Below are 14,752 nucleotides of genomic sequence, written 5' to 3'. Positions count from 1 at the left end.
GGAATCTCAGGAACCGCAGATTCGTTTCCGCGGCTGTGAGCGACGAGCGAAAGGGCGGCGGGCGAAAGGGCGGCGGGCGGGATGCTGCCCTCCGCGATGCCAAGGCAATGCTCCAGGCACAGAGTAGAGGACTTCAACGATCCGATGCTTGGGCGCGCTCTGGAGAAGATCTGGAACAAGCGAGCAATTGAGGAGCTGGTCGGGCAGTTCACAAGCAACCTCGGAAATCAAGCGATTGAACACCCATAGGTGCTGAAGACGGGCGCTGAAGATGGGTTGTATGATGGCGCGGTCTGTGTTACCATGATTGTGATGAATTGCACGAAGTGCGGGGGTGGGCGGGATGGTTACCGTTTCGGTTTGTGTGGGAAGCTCATGTCACATCAAAGGGGCGCCCGAGGTGATCGAGAAGCTCCAGGAGCTTATCGCTGCCCACAACCTTTGGAACCAGGTAGAGCTCAAGGGGGTGTTCTGCCTTGAGCACTGCACTGAGGGAGTTACGATCGAGATCGGTAAGGATATGTTCTCGGCTGTGAGCCCAGAGGCGGCTGAGGCGCTTTTTGAGAGAGAGATCTTGCCGAGGGTGGCGGTGGCGGAGACGCCGGAGATCTGATGCATCGGAGGCACGGAGCGGAGTGGAGGCGATGGAGTTGGGTCTGATCAACACCATTAAGGCCAATTGTAAAGACTGCTACAAGTGCGTGCGCTACTGCCCGATGAAGGCGATCCGTGTTGCGGGCGGCCACGCAGAGGTAGTGGATGAGCTGTGCATAGGCGACGGGAAATGCGTGCAGGTATGCCCGCAAGGTGCGAAGCAGGTGCGAAGCTCGGTGGAGGCTGTCCGCGGCATCCTAGCGTCTCCGAGGCCTGCCGTGCTCTCCATCGCACCGTCCTTCGTGGCCTCGTTCGATCTGCCTGACCCCGGATGCCTCGCTGCTGCATGCCGACGCCTGGGCTTTGAGGCTGTGGTGGAGACTGCAGAGGCGGCGCACTATGTGGCCATGCGTTGCTTCGAGGTTGTCGATGCCTGTGCTAGGCCTGCCATAGCCTCTAGCTGCCCCGTGGCAGTGAACCTGATCGAGAGATACCATCCTGAGCTGATACCGAATCTCATCCCCGTGGCATCTCCGATGATTGCCCACGGCCGGATGCTGAAGATGCGGTACGGCTCTGGCACAGAAGTGGTGTTCGCGGGTCCATGCATTGCTAAGAAGGATGAGGCGGCCAGAGCGGAGACCGCTGGCGCAGTTGACGCGGTTCTCACCTTCTCAGAGCTGGCATGCTTGTTCGAGGAGGCCGGGATCTCTCCGGCCTGTGAGGCGCCGGATCAGTGGAACGGCGCCGCGCCGGGGGAGGCCAGGCTGTATCCAATAGAGGGCGGGATGATGGCGGCCGCAGGTCGATCCACAGATGCCCTGGCCCGTGCCGACCTGGTGATCACCGGGATAGAGAACTGCATGGAAGCGCTTGCGCACATTTCGGAGCATTCTGATGTGCGACTGATCGACATGCTGTCCTGCCCGGGCGGGTGCATCGCGGGCCCAAGCATCACGTCTACCATGGACGTCTGGAGCAGGCGCCGTGTGGTCATGGAGCATGCTGATAGGGGGTTCGCGGGTGAGGCAGCGCCTCCTGGCGATGTATGTGATCGTCAGGCATCGACCGCAGTCGACACGGGTTCTGAAGACGAGCCGCCCCGGCGTGATGCCGTTCCGGCTGAGCTTCTTGAAGCCTCGTTCACGCCGCGGCAGGTGAGCCTTCCGCAGCCAAGCGAGGCCGACATCCGGCGGATACTGGCCCAGACCGACAAGCTTACTGCGCAGGACGAGCTGAACTGCGGAGCGTGTGGCTACAACTCCTGCCGCGACAAGGCGGTGGCCGTCTTCCGCGGCATGGCTGAGCTTGAGATGTGTATTCCGTACATGAGGGCGAGGGCGGAGTCGCTTTCTGCTCAGATTATCAACTCCACTCCTGTGGGCATTGTTGTAGTGGATCGTGGGCTGAACATAGTGTCGGTGAACCCCGCATTCGAGTCGATATTCCGGCTTCACGGCGATGAGTGCCTTGGCCAGCGGGTGGATGTGGCCATGGATCCTGGCCAGTTCAAGCGGGTATTCGATTCGATGGAGCCAGTGAACGAATACGAGGTTCACTTGAACGGAGCGCTGCGGACATCACAGAACATCTTCTATGTGGGTGTGAGGGATGTGGCCGTTGCGATAGTCACGGATGTGACTGCGGATTTCCACAGGCAGCAGGCGATAGCAAGGGCGCGTGAGGAGACTCTCACCAAGGCTGGAACGGTTATTGAGCGCCAGATGCGGGTCGCTCAGGAGATAGCTGGCCTTCTCGGAGAGACCACGGCTGAGACCAAAGTCCTGCTGACTCAGCTCATTCGGCAGATGCAGAATGAGGAGCTGACACGGTAATGGAGAGGTTGCACGTGGAGGCGGCCACCGCGTCGCTCTCGAAGTACGGGGAGGAGCTGTGCGGCGATCGTGTGGAGATCGAACGCAGGGGCGATCTGCTAACGGTCGTTTTGAGTGACGGGCTTGGCTCAGGAGTGAAGGCCAACATACTGGCGACTCTAACCACCACTCTGGCTGCGAGCATGCTCAGGGGCGGAGCGACCATTGAGGATGTGGTCGACACCATTGGTCACACTCTCCCCATTTGTCAGGTGAGGAAGGTCGCCTACTCCACGTTTACGATTCTTCAGATCGATGGCGATGGGAATGCCTACATTGTGGAATACGATAACCCAGGCGCTTTCTACGTGTCGGATGGGCACGTTGCACCGATTCCCATGGAGGAGCGGCGGGTCGGCGACAAGGTAGTGCGCGAAGCGCGATTCACGGTCAAGAGTGGAGATCACATATTCGTGGTGAGCGACGGAGTGATCTACGCGGGAATCGGAGGAGTGCTCAACCTCGGGTGGCGGTGGCCTAGCGTCGCGGATTACATTGAACGCATCACTAGGCAGGATAAGAAGGCTGCCACATTGGCGAAGTGGATGGTTGGCGTGTGCGACCAGTTCTACGCGGGCAAGCCAGGTGACGATGCAACAGTGGTCGCAGTAACCGTTCGGGAACCGCGCACTGCAACTGTTGCTGTGGGCCCCCCCAAGGACCCAACGGACGACTGCAGGATGGTCGAAAGGCTCATGGGTGAGCGGGGATTGAAGGTAGTATGTGGAGGGACAACAGGCAAGATAGTTGCACGAGAGACAGGCGCGCAGTTGGAGGTGGATCTGAAGTCCATGCAGAGAGGAATTCCGCCAACGGCCCGTCTGCATGGGATTGATCTCATAACAGAGGGGATCATAACTCTCTCCAAAACGCTGGAGCGGCTATCGACACCGGATGAGATACACGGCGATGACGGCGTCAGCAGGCTTGCAAGGGTTCTCTTGGACGCGGACCATGTGGTGTTCCTAGTGGGCAGGGCGGTCAACCCTGCGCACCAGAATCCGAAGCTCCCCATCAGCACGACCCTCAAGGAGCAGGTGCTGAAGGATATCGTTCGGTTCCTGCAGGAGAATGGAAAGGAAACTCAGATGGCTTACTTCTAGGAGATGCCGGGCCGGCAGTCACGTGTGAGCCATCGTGGCCCGCTTCGTCTGAATGAGGACGATGAGCCAGATAGCTCGGTACAAGTGTGTATACACGTATACATGTATACAAAATCCAGACGCTGGAATGTCAATGACAAAACGCGAGTGTGCAAGTGAAGGGCAGCAGGAGGAAGCGTCATGACACCTGTGGAGACCGCGCAGAGGAAGTTCCGGCGCGTCAACGAGATCATTGAAGTGCATGGGCATGAGCAGGCAGCTCTCGTGCCGATCCTCCAGGAGGTGCAGGCTGAGTACAGGTATCTCCCAGAAGAAATCCTGACCTACATCTCCACGGCGATGAGGATTCCAGCGGCAACAGTATTCGGAGTCGCAACGTTTTACGCTCAGTTCTCTCTGGAACCGAAGGGAAAGTACTTGGTCAGGTGCTGCGACGGAACGGCCTGCCATGTCAGAAACTCTAAGCCCGTCTACGACGCCATCCGCGCTAAGGTTGGTCTCACTGACGGGAAGTTCACTACGCCTGATCTGAAATTCACCGTGGAGACAGTCTCGTGCCTTGGAGCGTGCGGACTGGCGCCTGTCATCACTATAAACAATGAAGTCCATGGCAAGATGACTCCGGAGGCTGCCGCCATAATCATCGATACACTGCTTAAGAGGGATGGTGACAACTGAAGATGGCGATGAAGTCGCTACAGGAGTTCGCAGGATATGTTAGGCAGTGCAAGAAGGAGCTTGAGTCTAGGGCAAGGCGGGTCTTGGTGTGCGCTGGCACAGGCTGTTTGGCGAACGGCTCTGAACAGGTGCTCAACGAGTTCCATCGCCTGTCTGTGGATGCCGTGGCCGTCACCAAGAGCGGGTGCCACGGGTTCTGCGAAGCAGGGCCGCTTGTGAAGATAGAGCCGGATTCCATTCTCTACGTGGGAGTGACCGCCGCGGATGTCGCGGAGATCGTAAAGACCACTCTCCGAGACGGGAAGACCGTGGAGCGCCTGCTGTACCACCATCCAGTCACTGGGCAAATGTACCGAGGCGAAAAGGACATACCTTTCTACAGCAGCCAGAGCAGGGTGACCCTTGCGAATTGCGGCGCCATCGATCCTGATGACATCAGGGAGTACGTGGCGCGCGACGGATACATGGCGATGGCGCGAGCGGTCGCGGATCTGAGCCCGGACGAGATAATCGAGGAGATGCTGGCGAGTGGGCTCCGCGGACGCGGGGGAGGCGGCTTCCCCACAGGGCGCAAGTGGTTCTTCGCCAGGAACGCGCAGGCGAGCCAGAAGTACGTGGTATGCAACGGAGACGAGGGCGATCCAGGCGCCTTCATGGATAGAAGTGTGATGGAGGGCGATCCGCACCGTGTGATCGAGGGCCTCGCAATCGCGGGGCGCGCTATCGGAGCGTCTGTCGGCTACATCTACGTCAGGGCGGAGTACCCGCTCGCCGTTGCCAGGCTTCGCAGAGCTCTGAAGCAGGCTCGCAACGTGGGGCTGCTCGGTGACGGGCTGTTCGGAACCGACTTCTCTTTCGATGTGATCATCAAAGAAGGCGCCGGCGCCTTCGTATGCGGCGAGGAGACTGCGCTCCTGGCATCAATTGAGGGCCGTAGGGGAATGCCGAGGCCGCGGCCGCCGTTCCCGGCGAACGAAGGCCTCTGGGGCAAGCCAACTACGATCAACAACGTTGAGACCCTCGCGACGGTTCCTGCGATCATGCTGCGTGGGGCCGAGTGGTTCCAGAGCATAGGCAGGGAGGGCAATCCGGGTACGAAGACCTTCGCCATCACAGGTCAGGTAGCGAACACCGGACTTATTGAGGTGCCGATGGGAAAGACCCTTCGCGAGGTTGTGTTCGATATCGGGGGCGGGCTGCGATGCGACAAGCAGTTCAAGGCAGCGCAGATCGGCGGCCCTTCGGGAGGCTGCCTTTCCGCTGAGCAACTGGATATCGCTTTGGACTACGACTCTCTCTCCAAGGTGGGCGCCATGGTAGGTTCCGGAGGACTAGTCGTGATGGATGAGGGAACGTGCATGGTGGAGGTTGCTCGTTTCTTCATGCACTTCGCCCAGAGCGAATCGTGTGGAAAGTGCGTGCCGTGCCGAGAGGGCACTCGGCGCATGCTGGAGATACTCGAGAAGATCGTGGGCGGTCGCGCTTCGATGGACGACCTTGCGATGCTTGAGGAGCTGGCATGGGTGGTTAAGGAGAGTTCCCTGTGCGGGCTGGGCAAGACTGCGCCCAACCCTGTGCTCACGACCCTGCGCTACTTCCGGGACGAGTACCTTGCCCACATCGTGGAACACCGGTGTCCTGCAGGAGTCTGCACTGCGTTCAAGTCGTACAAGATCGACCCTGCGCTGTGCAGAGGGTGCACGAAATGCAGGAAGACATGCCCGGTGGGCGCCATCAGCGGCGATGTGAAGTCGCCTCACGTGATAGATCAGTCGGTCTGCGCTAAGTGCGGGGCCTGCAAGGCGGCGTGCCCGTTCGGGGCAATATCACTTTCGTGAAGTGAAGGAGGGGTGTGCAATGGCTGCTGAGCCAGTCGTGACGATAGATGGCATCACAGTCCGTATCGAGGGTGAACGGAATCTTCTCGAGTTGGTGCGCAAGGCGGGAATCGATCTGCCCACATTCTGCTACCACTCAGAGCTGTCGGTGTATGGGGCATGCAGGATGTGCGTTGTCGAAGTGGAAAAGATGGGAGTAGTGAGTTCCTGCACAGTCCCGCCTCAGCCGGGAATGATAGTGAGAACCAACACGGAGAAGCTCAGGACGATCAGGCGCACCATCGTTGAGCTCCTCCTCGCTAACCACGACCGCGATTGCACCACGTGCGACAAGAGCGGCCGATGCAGGCTTCAGGATCTCGCCCAGAGATTCGGCGTGAAAAACGTAAGGTACGGGCATCGCGAGAAAGCCGAGGCCATCGATGCTTCCACTCCTGCGATTGTGCGTGATCCCAACAAGTGCATCCTCTGCGGCGACTGCGTGCGTGTGTGCCGCGAGGTACAGGGAATCGGCATCCTCGACTTCGCCTACAGGGGAGCGAAGGCCATGGTGATGCCTGCATTCGGCAAGCGTCTGGCCGATGTGGACTGTGTGCAGTGTGGGCAGTGCGCGAGCGTGTGTCCGACTGGCGCCATCATGATCAAATCCTCCACTGAGGGCGTGTGGAAGGCCCTGCACGATCCGTCGATGAAGGTAATCGCGCAGGTCGCCCCGGCTGTTAGAGTGGCCCTCGGCGAGGAGTTCGGGTGCGCGCCTGGCGAGGTTGTGACCGGCAAGGTGGTGGCGGCTCTCAAGAAGATAGGCTTCGATATGGTGCTCGACACTGCATTCACAGCGGACCTTACGGTCGTTGAGGAGACTTTCGAGTTCATCGAGAGGCTGCAATCTGGAAACCGGGAGAGGCTGCCGCAGTTCACCACCTGCTGTCCGGCGTGGGTGAAATACGTGGAGCAGTACCATCCGGATTTGCTGCCCAAGCTGTCGTCATGCAGGTCTCCTCAGCAGATGTTCGGCTCACTCGCCCGCAAGTATCTTGCTCCAGAGCTTGGAGTGGCCCCGGAATCCCTCTACGTTGTCTCGGTAATGCCGTGCACGGCGAAGAAGTTCGAGGCGGGCCGGGAGGAGTTCACAACTGATGGAAGGCCTGATGTGGACGCAGTCATAACGACTCAGGAACTGGCGCGGATGGTAAGGGAAGCGGGCGTCGATTTCGGCGCTTTGGAGATAGAATCGTTCGATATTCCCCTGGGAATTGCGACTGGCGCTGGGATGATCTTCGGAAACACAGGCGGTGTGGCAGAGGCGGTGCTCAGGGCGGCAAGCGAACTGCTTGCGCAAGATGGCCGATGGCCATCTGCGAAGGCGCCTGCTTCCTCCGGTGCAATCGTGTTCGAGGCGGTGCGTGGGACTGAAGGCGTGCGCGAGGCGAGCCTTACCATTCGCGGGCAGGAAGTGCGGGTGGCGGTGGCTCACTCCCTGTCTGCTGCGGCAGAGGTGCTGCGCAGGATCAAGTCAGGCGAGGCCAACTACGACCTAGTTGAGGTGATGTCCTGCCCTGGTGGGTGCATCGGTGGAGCTGGGCAGCCCGTTCCGTCGGACTTCCCAGTGAGGCTCAAGAGGGCTAAGGCCCTATATGATGTGGACAAGATGCAGATGCTGAGAAGGGCCCACGATAACCCGTTCGTGACAGCCCTGTACCAGAACTACCTGGGAAGCCCGGGATCCGACACTGCAGAACAAGCGCTGCACACGACTTACGGAGTGCGCAGGCGAATTGCCGGAGAGGCAATCAGGTTCCATGCCGGCAGATCGCAAGAGCAGGTCGAGGTGGAAGTGTGCGTGGGCACGTGCTGCTATCTTCATGGGTCTTACGATCTCTTGCATGGTTTGATGAATAGGGTTGCCGAGCGCGGACTATCCGATAGAGTGAGCCTGAGGGCCACATTCTGCTTCGAGCACTGTGATGCCAGCCCCAATATCAAGGTGGATGGGAACATTATCTCACATGTGAGCGAAGAGGAGATTGATCGCGTATTCAAGGAGGAGATACTGGCTCGGCTGGATAAATAGAGGCCTGATCACGCGTTGGTGTATGGGAGGCGGTTTGAATGGCGGATCCCTGCATTCGGATGTCAAAGGCTACTCTCGCACGCCTTCCGTTCTACTATAGGTCCATTGCTGCATTTGCCAGGGCGGGAAAGGCGAGGGTTTCCTCAGCTGAGCTTGCTGCCAGGGTGGGAGTTGACTCCGCCCAGGTGAGGCGGGACCTTTCGTCGATTGGACGTTTCGGACGGGCGGGGATCGGCTACGAAATCCCTGATCTGCTCGGGGCGCTTGAGGAGATCCTCGGCATGAAGAACAGAACAGAGGCGGTGCTGGTCGGCGTCGGCCGGCTGGGCGCCGCCCTATTCCGATACCCTGGGTTCGAGGAATACGGCCTTCGGATAGTGGCTCTATTTGATTCCGACCCTGCAAAGATCGGGCAAAAGGTGGAAGGGACAGTGATCTACGGTCTTCCCGACCTTGCACGACTAGTGCGGAGGCTCAGGATCCAGATGGGCATCATCACTGTCCCAGGCTCTGAAGCTCAGGGTGTTGCGGACCTCCTCGTAGAATCCGGCATCATCGCTATCTGGAACTTCGCACCGGTTGGAATAACTGTGCCCCCCGGCGTCATGGTAAGAGATGAAGACCTCGCCGCTGGGCTGTCTCACCTATCGAGGCACCTCGCCGTCGCACCGACATCGGGGATGCACGAGGCCATGGATGGTGGCAGGAAAGTAGGGCCTGACGAAGAAACTCTCTCGGAGTAATCGTGTACTTCCAGGGAGGTTCTGTAGTTGCGGTTGAAGGTGGTTCTGAACCCGCGAGCCGGCGGCGGCCGGGCAGCAAGTGAGGAAGAAGTGGCTCGGCGCGCGCTTACAGAGGCAGGAATCCAGTTCGATATCGAGTTGACTCAAGGGCCGGGAGATGGCGTGCGGATTGCGCGGGTTGCCGCGGAGCGGGGGTACGATGTTGTGGCCGCCATGGGCGGGGATGGGACCACTAATGAGGTGGTCAACGGGATCGCAGACTCGGGTGCAACCCTCGCTGTGATCCCCGCAGGGTCTGGCAATGATTTCGCAAATGCTCTCGGGATTCCGAGAAATGACGTGGCGGCGGCGTGTCGCGCGATCGTGCATGGCGACAGGCGGAGGATCGACCTGTGCCGCGTGAATGAGCATTACTTCATCTCAAGCTTCGGCATTGGGTTCGACGCGCAGGTCACCCGGGCCGCGAACGAGAAGTTCAAGTTTCTCAAGGGCGTCTGGGTGTATGTGTTCGCCGTACTGAACACCATCTGGACATACAGGCCCGCTCTCATGCGAATCTTGGCAGATGACTGCGAGATACGGCTTTCTCCCCTTCTTGTAGCTGCTACAAACTGGAAGAGCTACGGTGGAGGCATGATGATATGCCCCGAAGCTTCCATTGACGATGGCCTGTTCGAGATGTGCGTGGTCGACAACATGCCGGTGCTCCGCTTCCTCTACTGTTTCCCAAGGGTGATGAAAGGCACACACGTTCATACCATGCCCGAGGTGAGGGCATTCAGGGCGAGTTCCCTGCGAATCGAGTGCTCCCGTCCGGAGGCCTTCCATATCGATGGCGAGGTCTTCGAGGCGAAGGAGATGGTGTTCACCATTACCCACGACGGGCTCGAGGTCGTGTTCGGGGAGGTGGCGAGGTGACGCTCCTCATTCCGGCCGTCGTCGGATACTCCATGGGCTCTGTCTCGGCAGGCGTCATCGTAGGGTGCTTCCTGCGAGGCCTCGACATTCGAGACTGGGGATCGGGCAACACAGGCGGCACTAATGCGGCACGCGTCCTTGGGCTCGGCCCAGGTCTGGCGGTGGCGCTGCTTGACATCGGCAAAGGCGCCCTGGCCACAGTCGCTGGCGGGCTAATCTCGGGTTGGGGGGCGGGCGCAATGGTTGGAGGCGCAGCCGCTGTAGTGGGCCACATTATACCGGCGTGGTTCGGGTTCAGGGGTGGGAAAGGGCTTGCGGTTTTCTTTGGCGCCTGCGTTATCCTTGCGCCACGGGTCATCATCCCTGCCGGCGTAGGCTGGCTTCTGGCATTCGCTGCGCTCCGGTCGGCGGCGGGCGCCTCAGCTGTTGCCGCTGCGTGCCTTCCCGCCATTGGATGGGCTACTGGTATGTCGGGGATGCACATCTTGTACCTTGCGGCGATGGGATTCCCTATCTCCCTTCGCCATGTGCCGGACTGCATCTCTCCGCGTCGGAAGAGAGAGCCGCGGAGGCTTTCCTAACATGTCTGGAGTGAAAGGGCCGCGTATGGCCTTCGGTCTGTTTGGACTGGACAAGCTCCATGTTGTCATATTGATCCTAGCGGCGATGATCATCTCGATTTGCTCCATGGCGTATGGAGTGCCATCGCAGGGCGTGCAAGGCGGCTCAAACACACCTCCGCCGACAGACGATGTGGATTCATCCGGCGGCGTCGCTCCCGTTGTCAACACTCCACACTCCCCGATGATCAGGGTTGGAATAGTGAGTAATGGGATCGGCGCCCAGTTGGCGCCGGGGTCGCCGATGGCGCTGGGATCCACCTCCTCACTTGCGCCGCTGGTAGTGGCGGGAACCATCAGGACTCAAGTGGCCATGTTCGAGCCTGGCGCAAATGGCGGCATCGTGTACGTGGGGGAAGACGAGAACCGAATCGCCATGGAAAGCCCGGTCAAGGTGGAACTCGATTGCGGCTCGCTTTCGGCTGTGGCTTTTATATGGCTTGGGAACCAGGCGAGCATCTACAGGGGCAGCTTCGAGGTCATTTCCAGGGCCGGCGGCGGGCTCACAGCGGTGAACATTGTGGAGATCGATGATTACCTGGTCGGAGTAGTGCCGTACGAGATAGGGTCGGGCGCCCCTTTCGAGGCACTCATGGCCCAGGCCGTGGTCTCCCGAACTGAGGCATTGGGGTCACTCGGGCGGCACAAGGCAGATGGGTATGATCTGTGCTCGGGCACTCACTGCCAGGTTTACGCAGGCGCGAGCCGCGAAGGCGCCTACCCGGAAGTGAGACGAGCAGTAATGGCAACCCGAGGCGAAACACTGTACTATAACGGCGTTCCGGCGAAGAGCGCCAAGTTCCACGCATGCTGCGGCGGAATCACGGAGAACGCGGGGAGTATCTGGAAGACAGACACGCCATACATGCGCAGCGTGAGGTGCCTACGGGGAGAGGAGGAGTCTCCGGCCCAGGCCGAGCTCGAGATATCGGGCGAGGATGCCCTGAGACGGTACATACGCTTGCCGAACCCAAATGACTGCTGCTATGGTTCGAATGGATACAGGTGGAAGGCATCGTACACTCCTGCGGAGTTTTCCGCCGTGATTGAGAGAACCTTGGGAAAGAAAGCGGATATACTGGGGGTAAGAGTGAACCTCCGGACCCCGAGGGGCGCGGCCATGCAAGTTACTGTTCATACGTCCATCGGCGACCTGCAGCTGGATGGGGAGTATGCAATAAGGACTGCCCTTGGAGGTACAACTGTGATCAAGAGCGGCGTGTTCGTGGTGAATGTGGAGACAGCACAGGGGAAAGAAGGCGCTGCTCCCATCAGGTTCGAATTCGAGGGGGCAGGTTACGGGCACGGAGTGGGAATGTGTCAGTATGGCGCGTGCGCGATGGCGAAGGCGGGCTGTGACTACCGCGGGATTTTGGAGCGATACTATCCGGGCGCCTCGGTTGGGGGCGGGTTCGCGTCGATCACCGAGGCAAGGTGAGGCCAGGAGGGCGCCATGATTGAGGATGACAGAGACCTGTGCGACCGGGTGAGATCAGGCGACAGGCAGGCCATGGAGGAGCTCTTCGCGCGCTACATGAGCTCTGTATCGAAGATGGCTGCGCATGCCCTAGGGACGTATCAGGATGTTGAGGATGTGGTCGGAGAGGCGCTCCTTAGGGCTGCTCGGTCGATCAGCAGTTTTCGCTGGGAGAGTTCCTTCACGACGTGGCTGTACAAGATAGTCTCGAATGTAGCTGCAGATTTCGCACAGAGGGCAGCAGGAGCAAGGATGCGCTGCGTGCCTCTGGACTGGATGAGGCATCCAGACCTGGCCATCGCGGATGTCGGCGCTCTCGGGCAGCCTGAAGCTGTTGAGGACGTCGCAATCCAGTGTGAGACGAGGGACATCCTGAAGCGGGCCATGCTCGCACTCCCAAGCCCGGATAGAGCAGCGCTGTGGCTTCGCGAGGTCAGGGGCATGTCGTACCAGGAGATATCGGCTGCACTAGGCTGTTCCATCGAAAGCGTACGCGGAAGGCTCAAGAGGGCAAGAAAGCGGCTCCGACTGATCATCCTCTCTGCCACACCAGAGAACGGAAGGCAATGATGGGTTGGGAAGCTGTGCGGATAGCTCGGGCTCAATGGACCAGGCTGAATGGCCTGTGATTCCCCGGAGTGCGGGCGTGACACGTTTCCGCCTCCATTTCCGTCTAACATAGGTGGAATGGGAGGGCTGCTCATGTCGAGAGTCAAGATCGTCACCGACAGTTCCAATGGCATCCCGCCGAATGTCATTGAGGAATATGGGATCACCTTGGTGCCTATCCAGGTGCAGTTCGGCACCGAGTCATACAAAGAGGGTGTGGACCTTTCGTGGGAGGAGTTCTACCGGCGTCTTGATGAGCCGGTCCTCCCGACAACATCTCAGCCTGCTCCTGGCGATTTCGTGAATGCCTACAAAGGGCTAGTCGGCACATGCGACCAGGTGCTGTCGATTCACCTTACGTCCAAGGGGAGCGGCACCTGCCAATCCGCCAAGCTCGCAGCAGGCATGATCGATGGAGTGGACATTTCCATAGTGGATACAAACACGGCAAGCATGGGCACTGGCCTGATCGTGATCGCTGCCGCAGAGGCCGCGCGCGCTGGGCGGACTGCAGGCGAGATTATGGACATAATCAAGCGGGGAATGGACTCGACAAGCGTTTTCGTGACTCTCCCCACGCTCAAGTATCTACGCAGGTGCGGCCGTGTGCAGCAGGTGCAGGCCATGGTTGCATCACTTCTCTCAATCAAGCCGATACTGTCTACCAGAGATGGGCTGGTCGAGGCGATAGAACGCGTACGCACATTTCCGGCCTCAGTGAGACGAGTTGTGGATCTCGCCGCCGTGGCCTGCAATGGACACGCGAAGAGGATCGCCGTGATGCACACGAACGCTCTAGAAGATGCCAGGTCTCTGCTGGAACAGGTGAGCAGAAGCATCTCATTCGAGACCGCGTACCTGTGCGAAATGGGAGGCTCCATGGCCGTCCACGGCGGGCCTGGGATGATGGGCGTGGCAGTAACGCAGGTATGAGGCGAGGAGAGAAGAGGCAAGGCGGCCTATTGCACCCGGACGGCGCTGAGCGTATAATGCAGTTGAGCGACTTTGAGATGCGCCTATAGCTCAGGGGATAGAGCACCGGCCTCCGGAGCCGGGTGCGCAGGTTCGATTCCTGCTAGGCGCGCCACTATTGTGCAATACCCTCAGCGGATTCCGCTGAGGGCATTCTCTTTTTCGCGGAGTTAAGTCCAATGATGGCATACAACACTAATATGTGCTTCGGCGTCGATGAATTCTGGGAAACATCGATGCCGAAGCGAGGCTTTGTCTCGATAAACATAAGCAAATGTTGTGACAACTCCGGCATCTTAGGGAGGAGTTTGATGGTCTCCGGAGAAACTATGAATCCCGATGTATAGAACGGACTCAAGATGTACGGGATATGGGGGGACTAAGTTTGACAAGTGAGAAGACCAGAGTACTCGTGGTCGAGAACAACAAGGATGTCTGTGAAGTCATCGAGGCTCTTCTCAGGGAAGAGGACGACATGGAGCTTGTGGGCGCCGCGAACGATGGGATTCAGGCCCTGAACATGATCCCGGCCACCAACCCGGATGTGGTGCTCCTCGACATCATAATGCCGTACCTCGATGGAATGGGTGTCCTTTCACGCTTGAACGAGCTGAACCTGGAGAAGCGACCGAAAGTGATAGTCCTGTCAGCGTTTGAGGAGGAAGACATGGTCAGGAAGTCGGCACGACTCGGCGCCGACTACTATCTGCTCAAGCCGTTCGATCGCGACAATCTGATCAGTCGGATCCGGCAGGTGGCAGACGGCGAATCTGCATTCCCCAAGCCAAAGGCGGATCGCTCATACTCATCGAGGGAGAGGGCAAAGGAGACAGAGCGAAAGACCAGGGGTGGAGCTTTCGATCTTGAGACCGAGGTGACGCGCATCCTATACAATCTGGGAGTGCCTACGTATTTCAAGGGCTACTGCTACGTGAAAGAGGCCATCGCCTTGGTGACGAAGGAAATCGGATTGCTCGGCGCAGTCACAAAATCCTTGTACCCGAGAGTGGCTGAGAAATACAGCACCACTCCGCTGATCGTGGAGGCGGCTGTAAGGTACACGATCCAGAAGACATGGAAACAGGGCAACCCGGATCAGATCAACCGGATCTTCGGTTACGCAGTGAACCTCAGAAACGGCAGGCCGCCGACCAACTCCTTCTTCATCGCAAAGATTGCCGAGGAACTCAGATTGGAGATGCTCGAGCGGGCTCAGTAGGTTTCGTACATATGGCGCGTGAGTGGTCGACGGCGG

General features: G+C 59.1%; 14 protein-coding genes and 1 tRNA gene. All 15 read left to right on the top strand.

The window, feature by feature from the left end:
• Positions 1-191: hypothetical protein (locus VB144_10070; GenBank protein MEA4883978.1), on the top strand; the 191-nt coding region annotated here is incomplete at its 5' end.
• Between the two features lie 152 nt (positions 192-343).
• The gene (locus tag VB144_10065; GenBank protein MEA4883977.1) at positions 344-613 is read left to right on the top strand and encodes a (2Fe-2S) ferredoxin domain-containing protein; all 270 of its coding nucleotides are present in this window, start codon (positions 344-346) and stop codon (positions 611-613) included.
• A gap of 37 nt (positions 614-650) precedes the next feature.
• Positions 651-2,429 (top strand): [Fe-Fe] hydrogenase large subunit C-terminal domain-containing protein, encoded by a 1,779-nt coding sequence (locus VB144_10060; protein MEA4883976.1) that lies wholly within the window; start codon positions 651-653, stop codon positions 2,427-2,429.
• A complete protein-coding gene (locus tag VB144_10055) occupies positions 2,429-3,571 on the top strand; it encodes a SpoIIE family protein phosphatase (protein MEA4883975.1) in 1,143 nt (380 codons plus the stop codon). The genes VB144_10060 and VB144_10055 overlap by 1 nt, the downstream gene beginning before the upstream one ends.
• Positions 3,572-3,751: 180 nt before the next feature.
• Positions 3,752-4,249 carry an NAD(P)H-dependent oxidoreductase subunit E gene (locus tag VB144_10050; GenBank protein MEA4883974.1) on the top strand — a complete coding sequence of 166 codons (498 nt, stop codon included), beginning with the start codon at positions 3,752-3,754 and terminating at the stop codon, positions 4,247-4,249.
• 2 nt (positions 4,250-4,251) lie between these two features.
• A complete protein-coding gene (gene nuoF, locus VB144_10045; protein ID MEA4883973.1) occupies positions 4,252-6,087 on the top strand; it encodes an NADH-quinone oxidoreductase subunit NuoF in 1,836 nt (611 codons plus the stop codon).
• A 19-nt stretch (positions 6,088-6,106) separates the two neighbouring features.
• Positions 6,107-8,158: a [FeFe] hydrogenase, group A gene (locus VB144_10040; protein MEA4883972.1), complete on the top strand. Its 2,052-nt coding sequence runs from the start codon at positions 6,107-6,109 to the stop codon at positions 8,156-8,158.
• 38 nt (positions 8,159-8,196) lie between these two features.
• Positions 8,197-8,901: a redox-sensing transcriptional repressor Rex gene (locus tag VB144_10035; protein ID MEA4883971.1), complete on the top strand. Its 705-nt coding sequence runs from the start codon at positions 8,197-8,199 to the stop codon at positions 8,899-8,901.
• Positions 8,902-8,928: 27 nt separating this feature from the next.
• A complete protein-coding gene (locus tag VB144_10030) occupies positions 8,929-9,819 on the top strand; it encodes a diacylglycerol kinase family protein (GenBank protein MEA4883970.1) in 891 nt (296 codons plus the stop codon).
• The gene (locus VB144_10025; protein MEA4883969.1) at positions 9,816-10,400 is read left to right on the top strand and encodes a glycerol-3-phosphate acyltransferase; all 585 of its coding nucleotides are present in this window, start codon (positions 9,816-9,818) and stop codon (positions 10,398-10,400) included. The genes VB144_10030 and VB144_10025 overlap by 4 nt, the downstream gene beginning before the upstream one ends.
• Before the next feature lies 1 nt (position 10,401).
• Complete coding sequence (locus tag VB144_10020; GenBank protein MEA4883968.1) at positions 10,402-11,877, top strand: SpoIID/LytB domain-containing protein; 1,476 nt, start codon at positions 10,402-10,404, stop codon at positions 11,875-11,877.
• A 15-nt stretch (positions 11,878-11,892) separates the two neighbouring features.
• Entirely contained in the window at positions 11,893-12,486 is a 594-nt protein-coding gene (locus VB144_10015) for a sigma-70 family RNA polymerase sigma factor (GenBank protein ID MEA4883967.1), read from the top strand.
• Positions 12,487-12,618: 132 nt separating this feature from the next.
• The gene (locus VB144_10010; GenBank protein MEA4883966.1) at positions 12,619-13,458 is read left to right on the top strand and encodes a DegV family protein; all 840 of its coding nucleotides are present in this window, start codon (positions 12,619-12,621) and stop codon (positions 13,456-13,458) included.
• Between the two features lie 79 nt (positions 13,459-13,537).
• A tRNA-Arg gene (locus VB144_10005) sits at positions 13,538-13,612 on the top strand.
• Between the two features lie 270 nt (positions 13,613-13,882).
• Positions 13,883-14,716 carry a sporulation transcription factor Spo0A gene (gene spo0A, locus VB144_10000; GenBank protein MEA4883965.1) on the top strand — a complete coding sequence of 278 codons (834 nt, stop codon included), beginning with the start codon at positions 13,883-13,885 and terminating at the stop codon, positions 14,714-14,716.
• Positions 14,717-14,752: the final 36 nt, after the last annotated feature.

Source organism: Clostridia bacterium (assembly GCA_034926675.1).
Classification (GTDB): Bacteria; Bacillota; DTU025; order DTU025; family DTU025; genus JAYFQW01.
The sequence above is the reverse complement of the archived record's forward strand: the minus strand, read 5'-3'. Positions and strand labels throughout refer to the sequence as shown.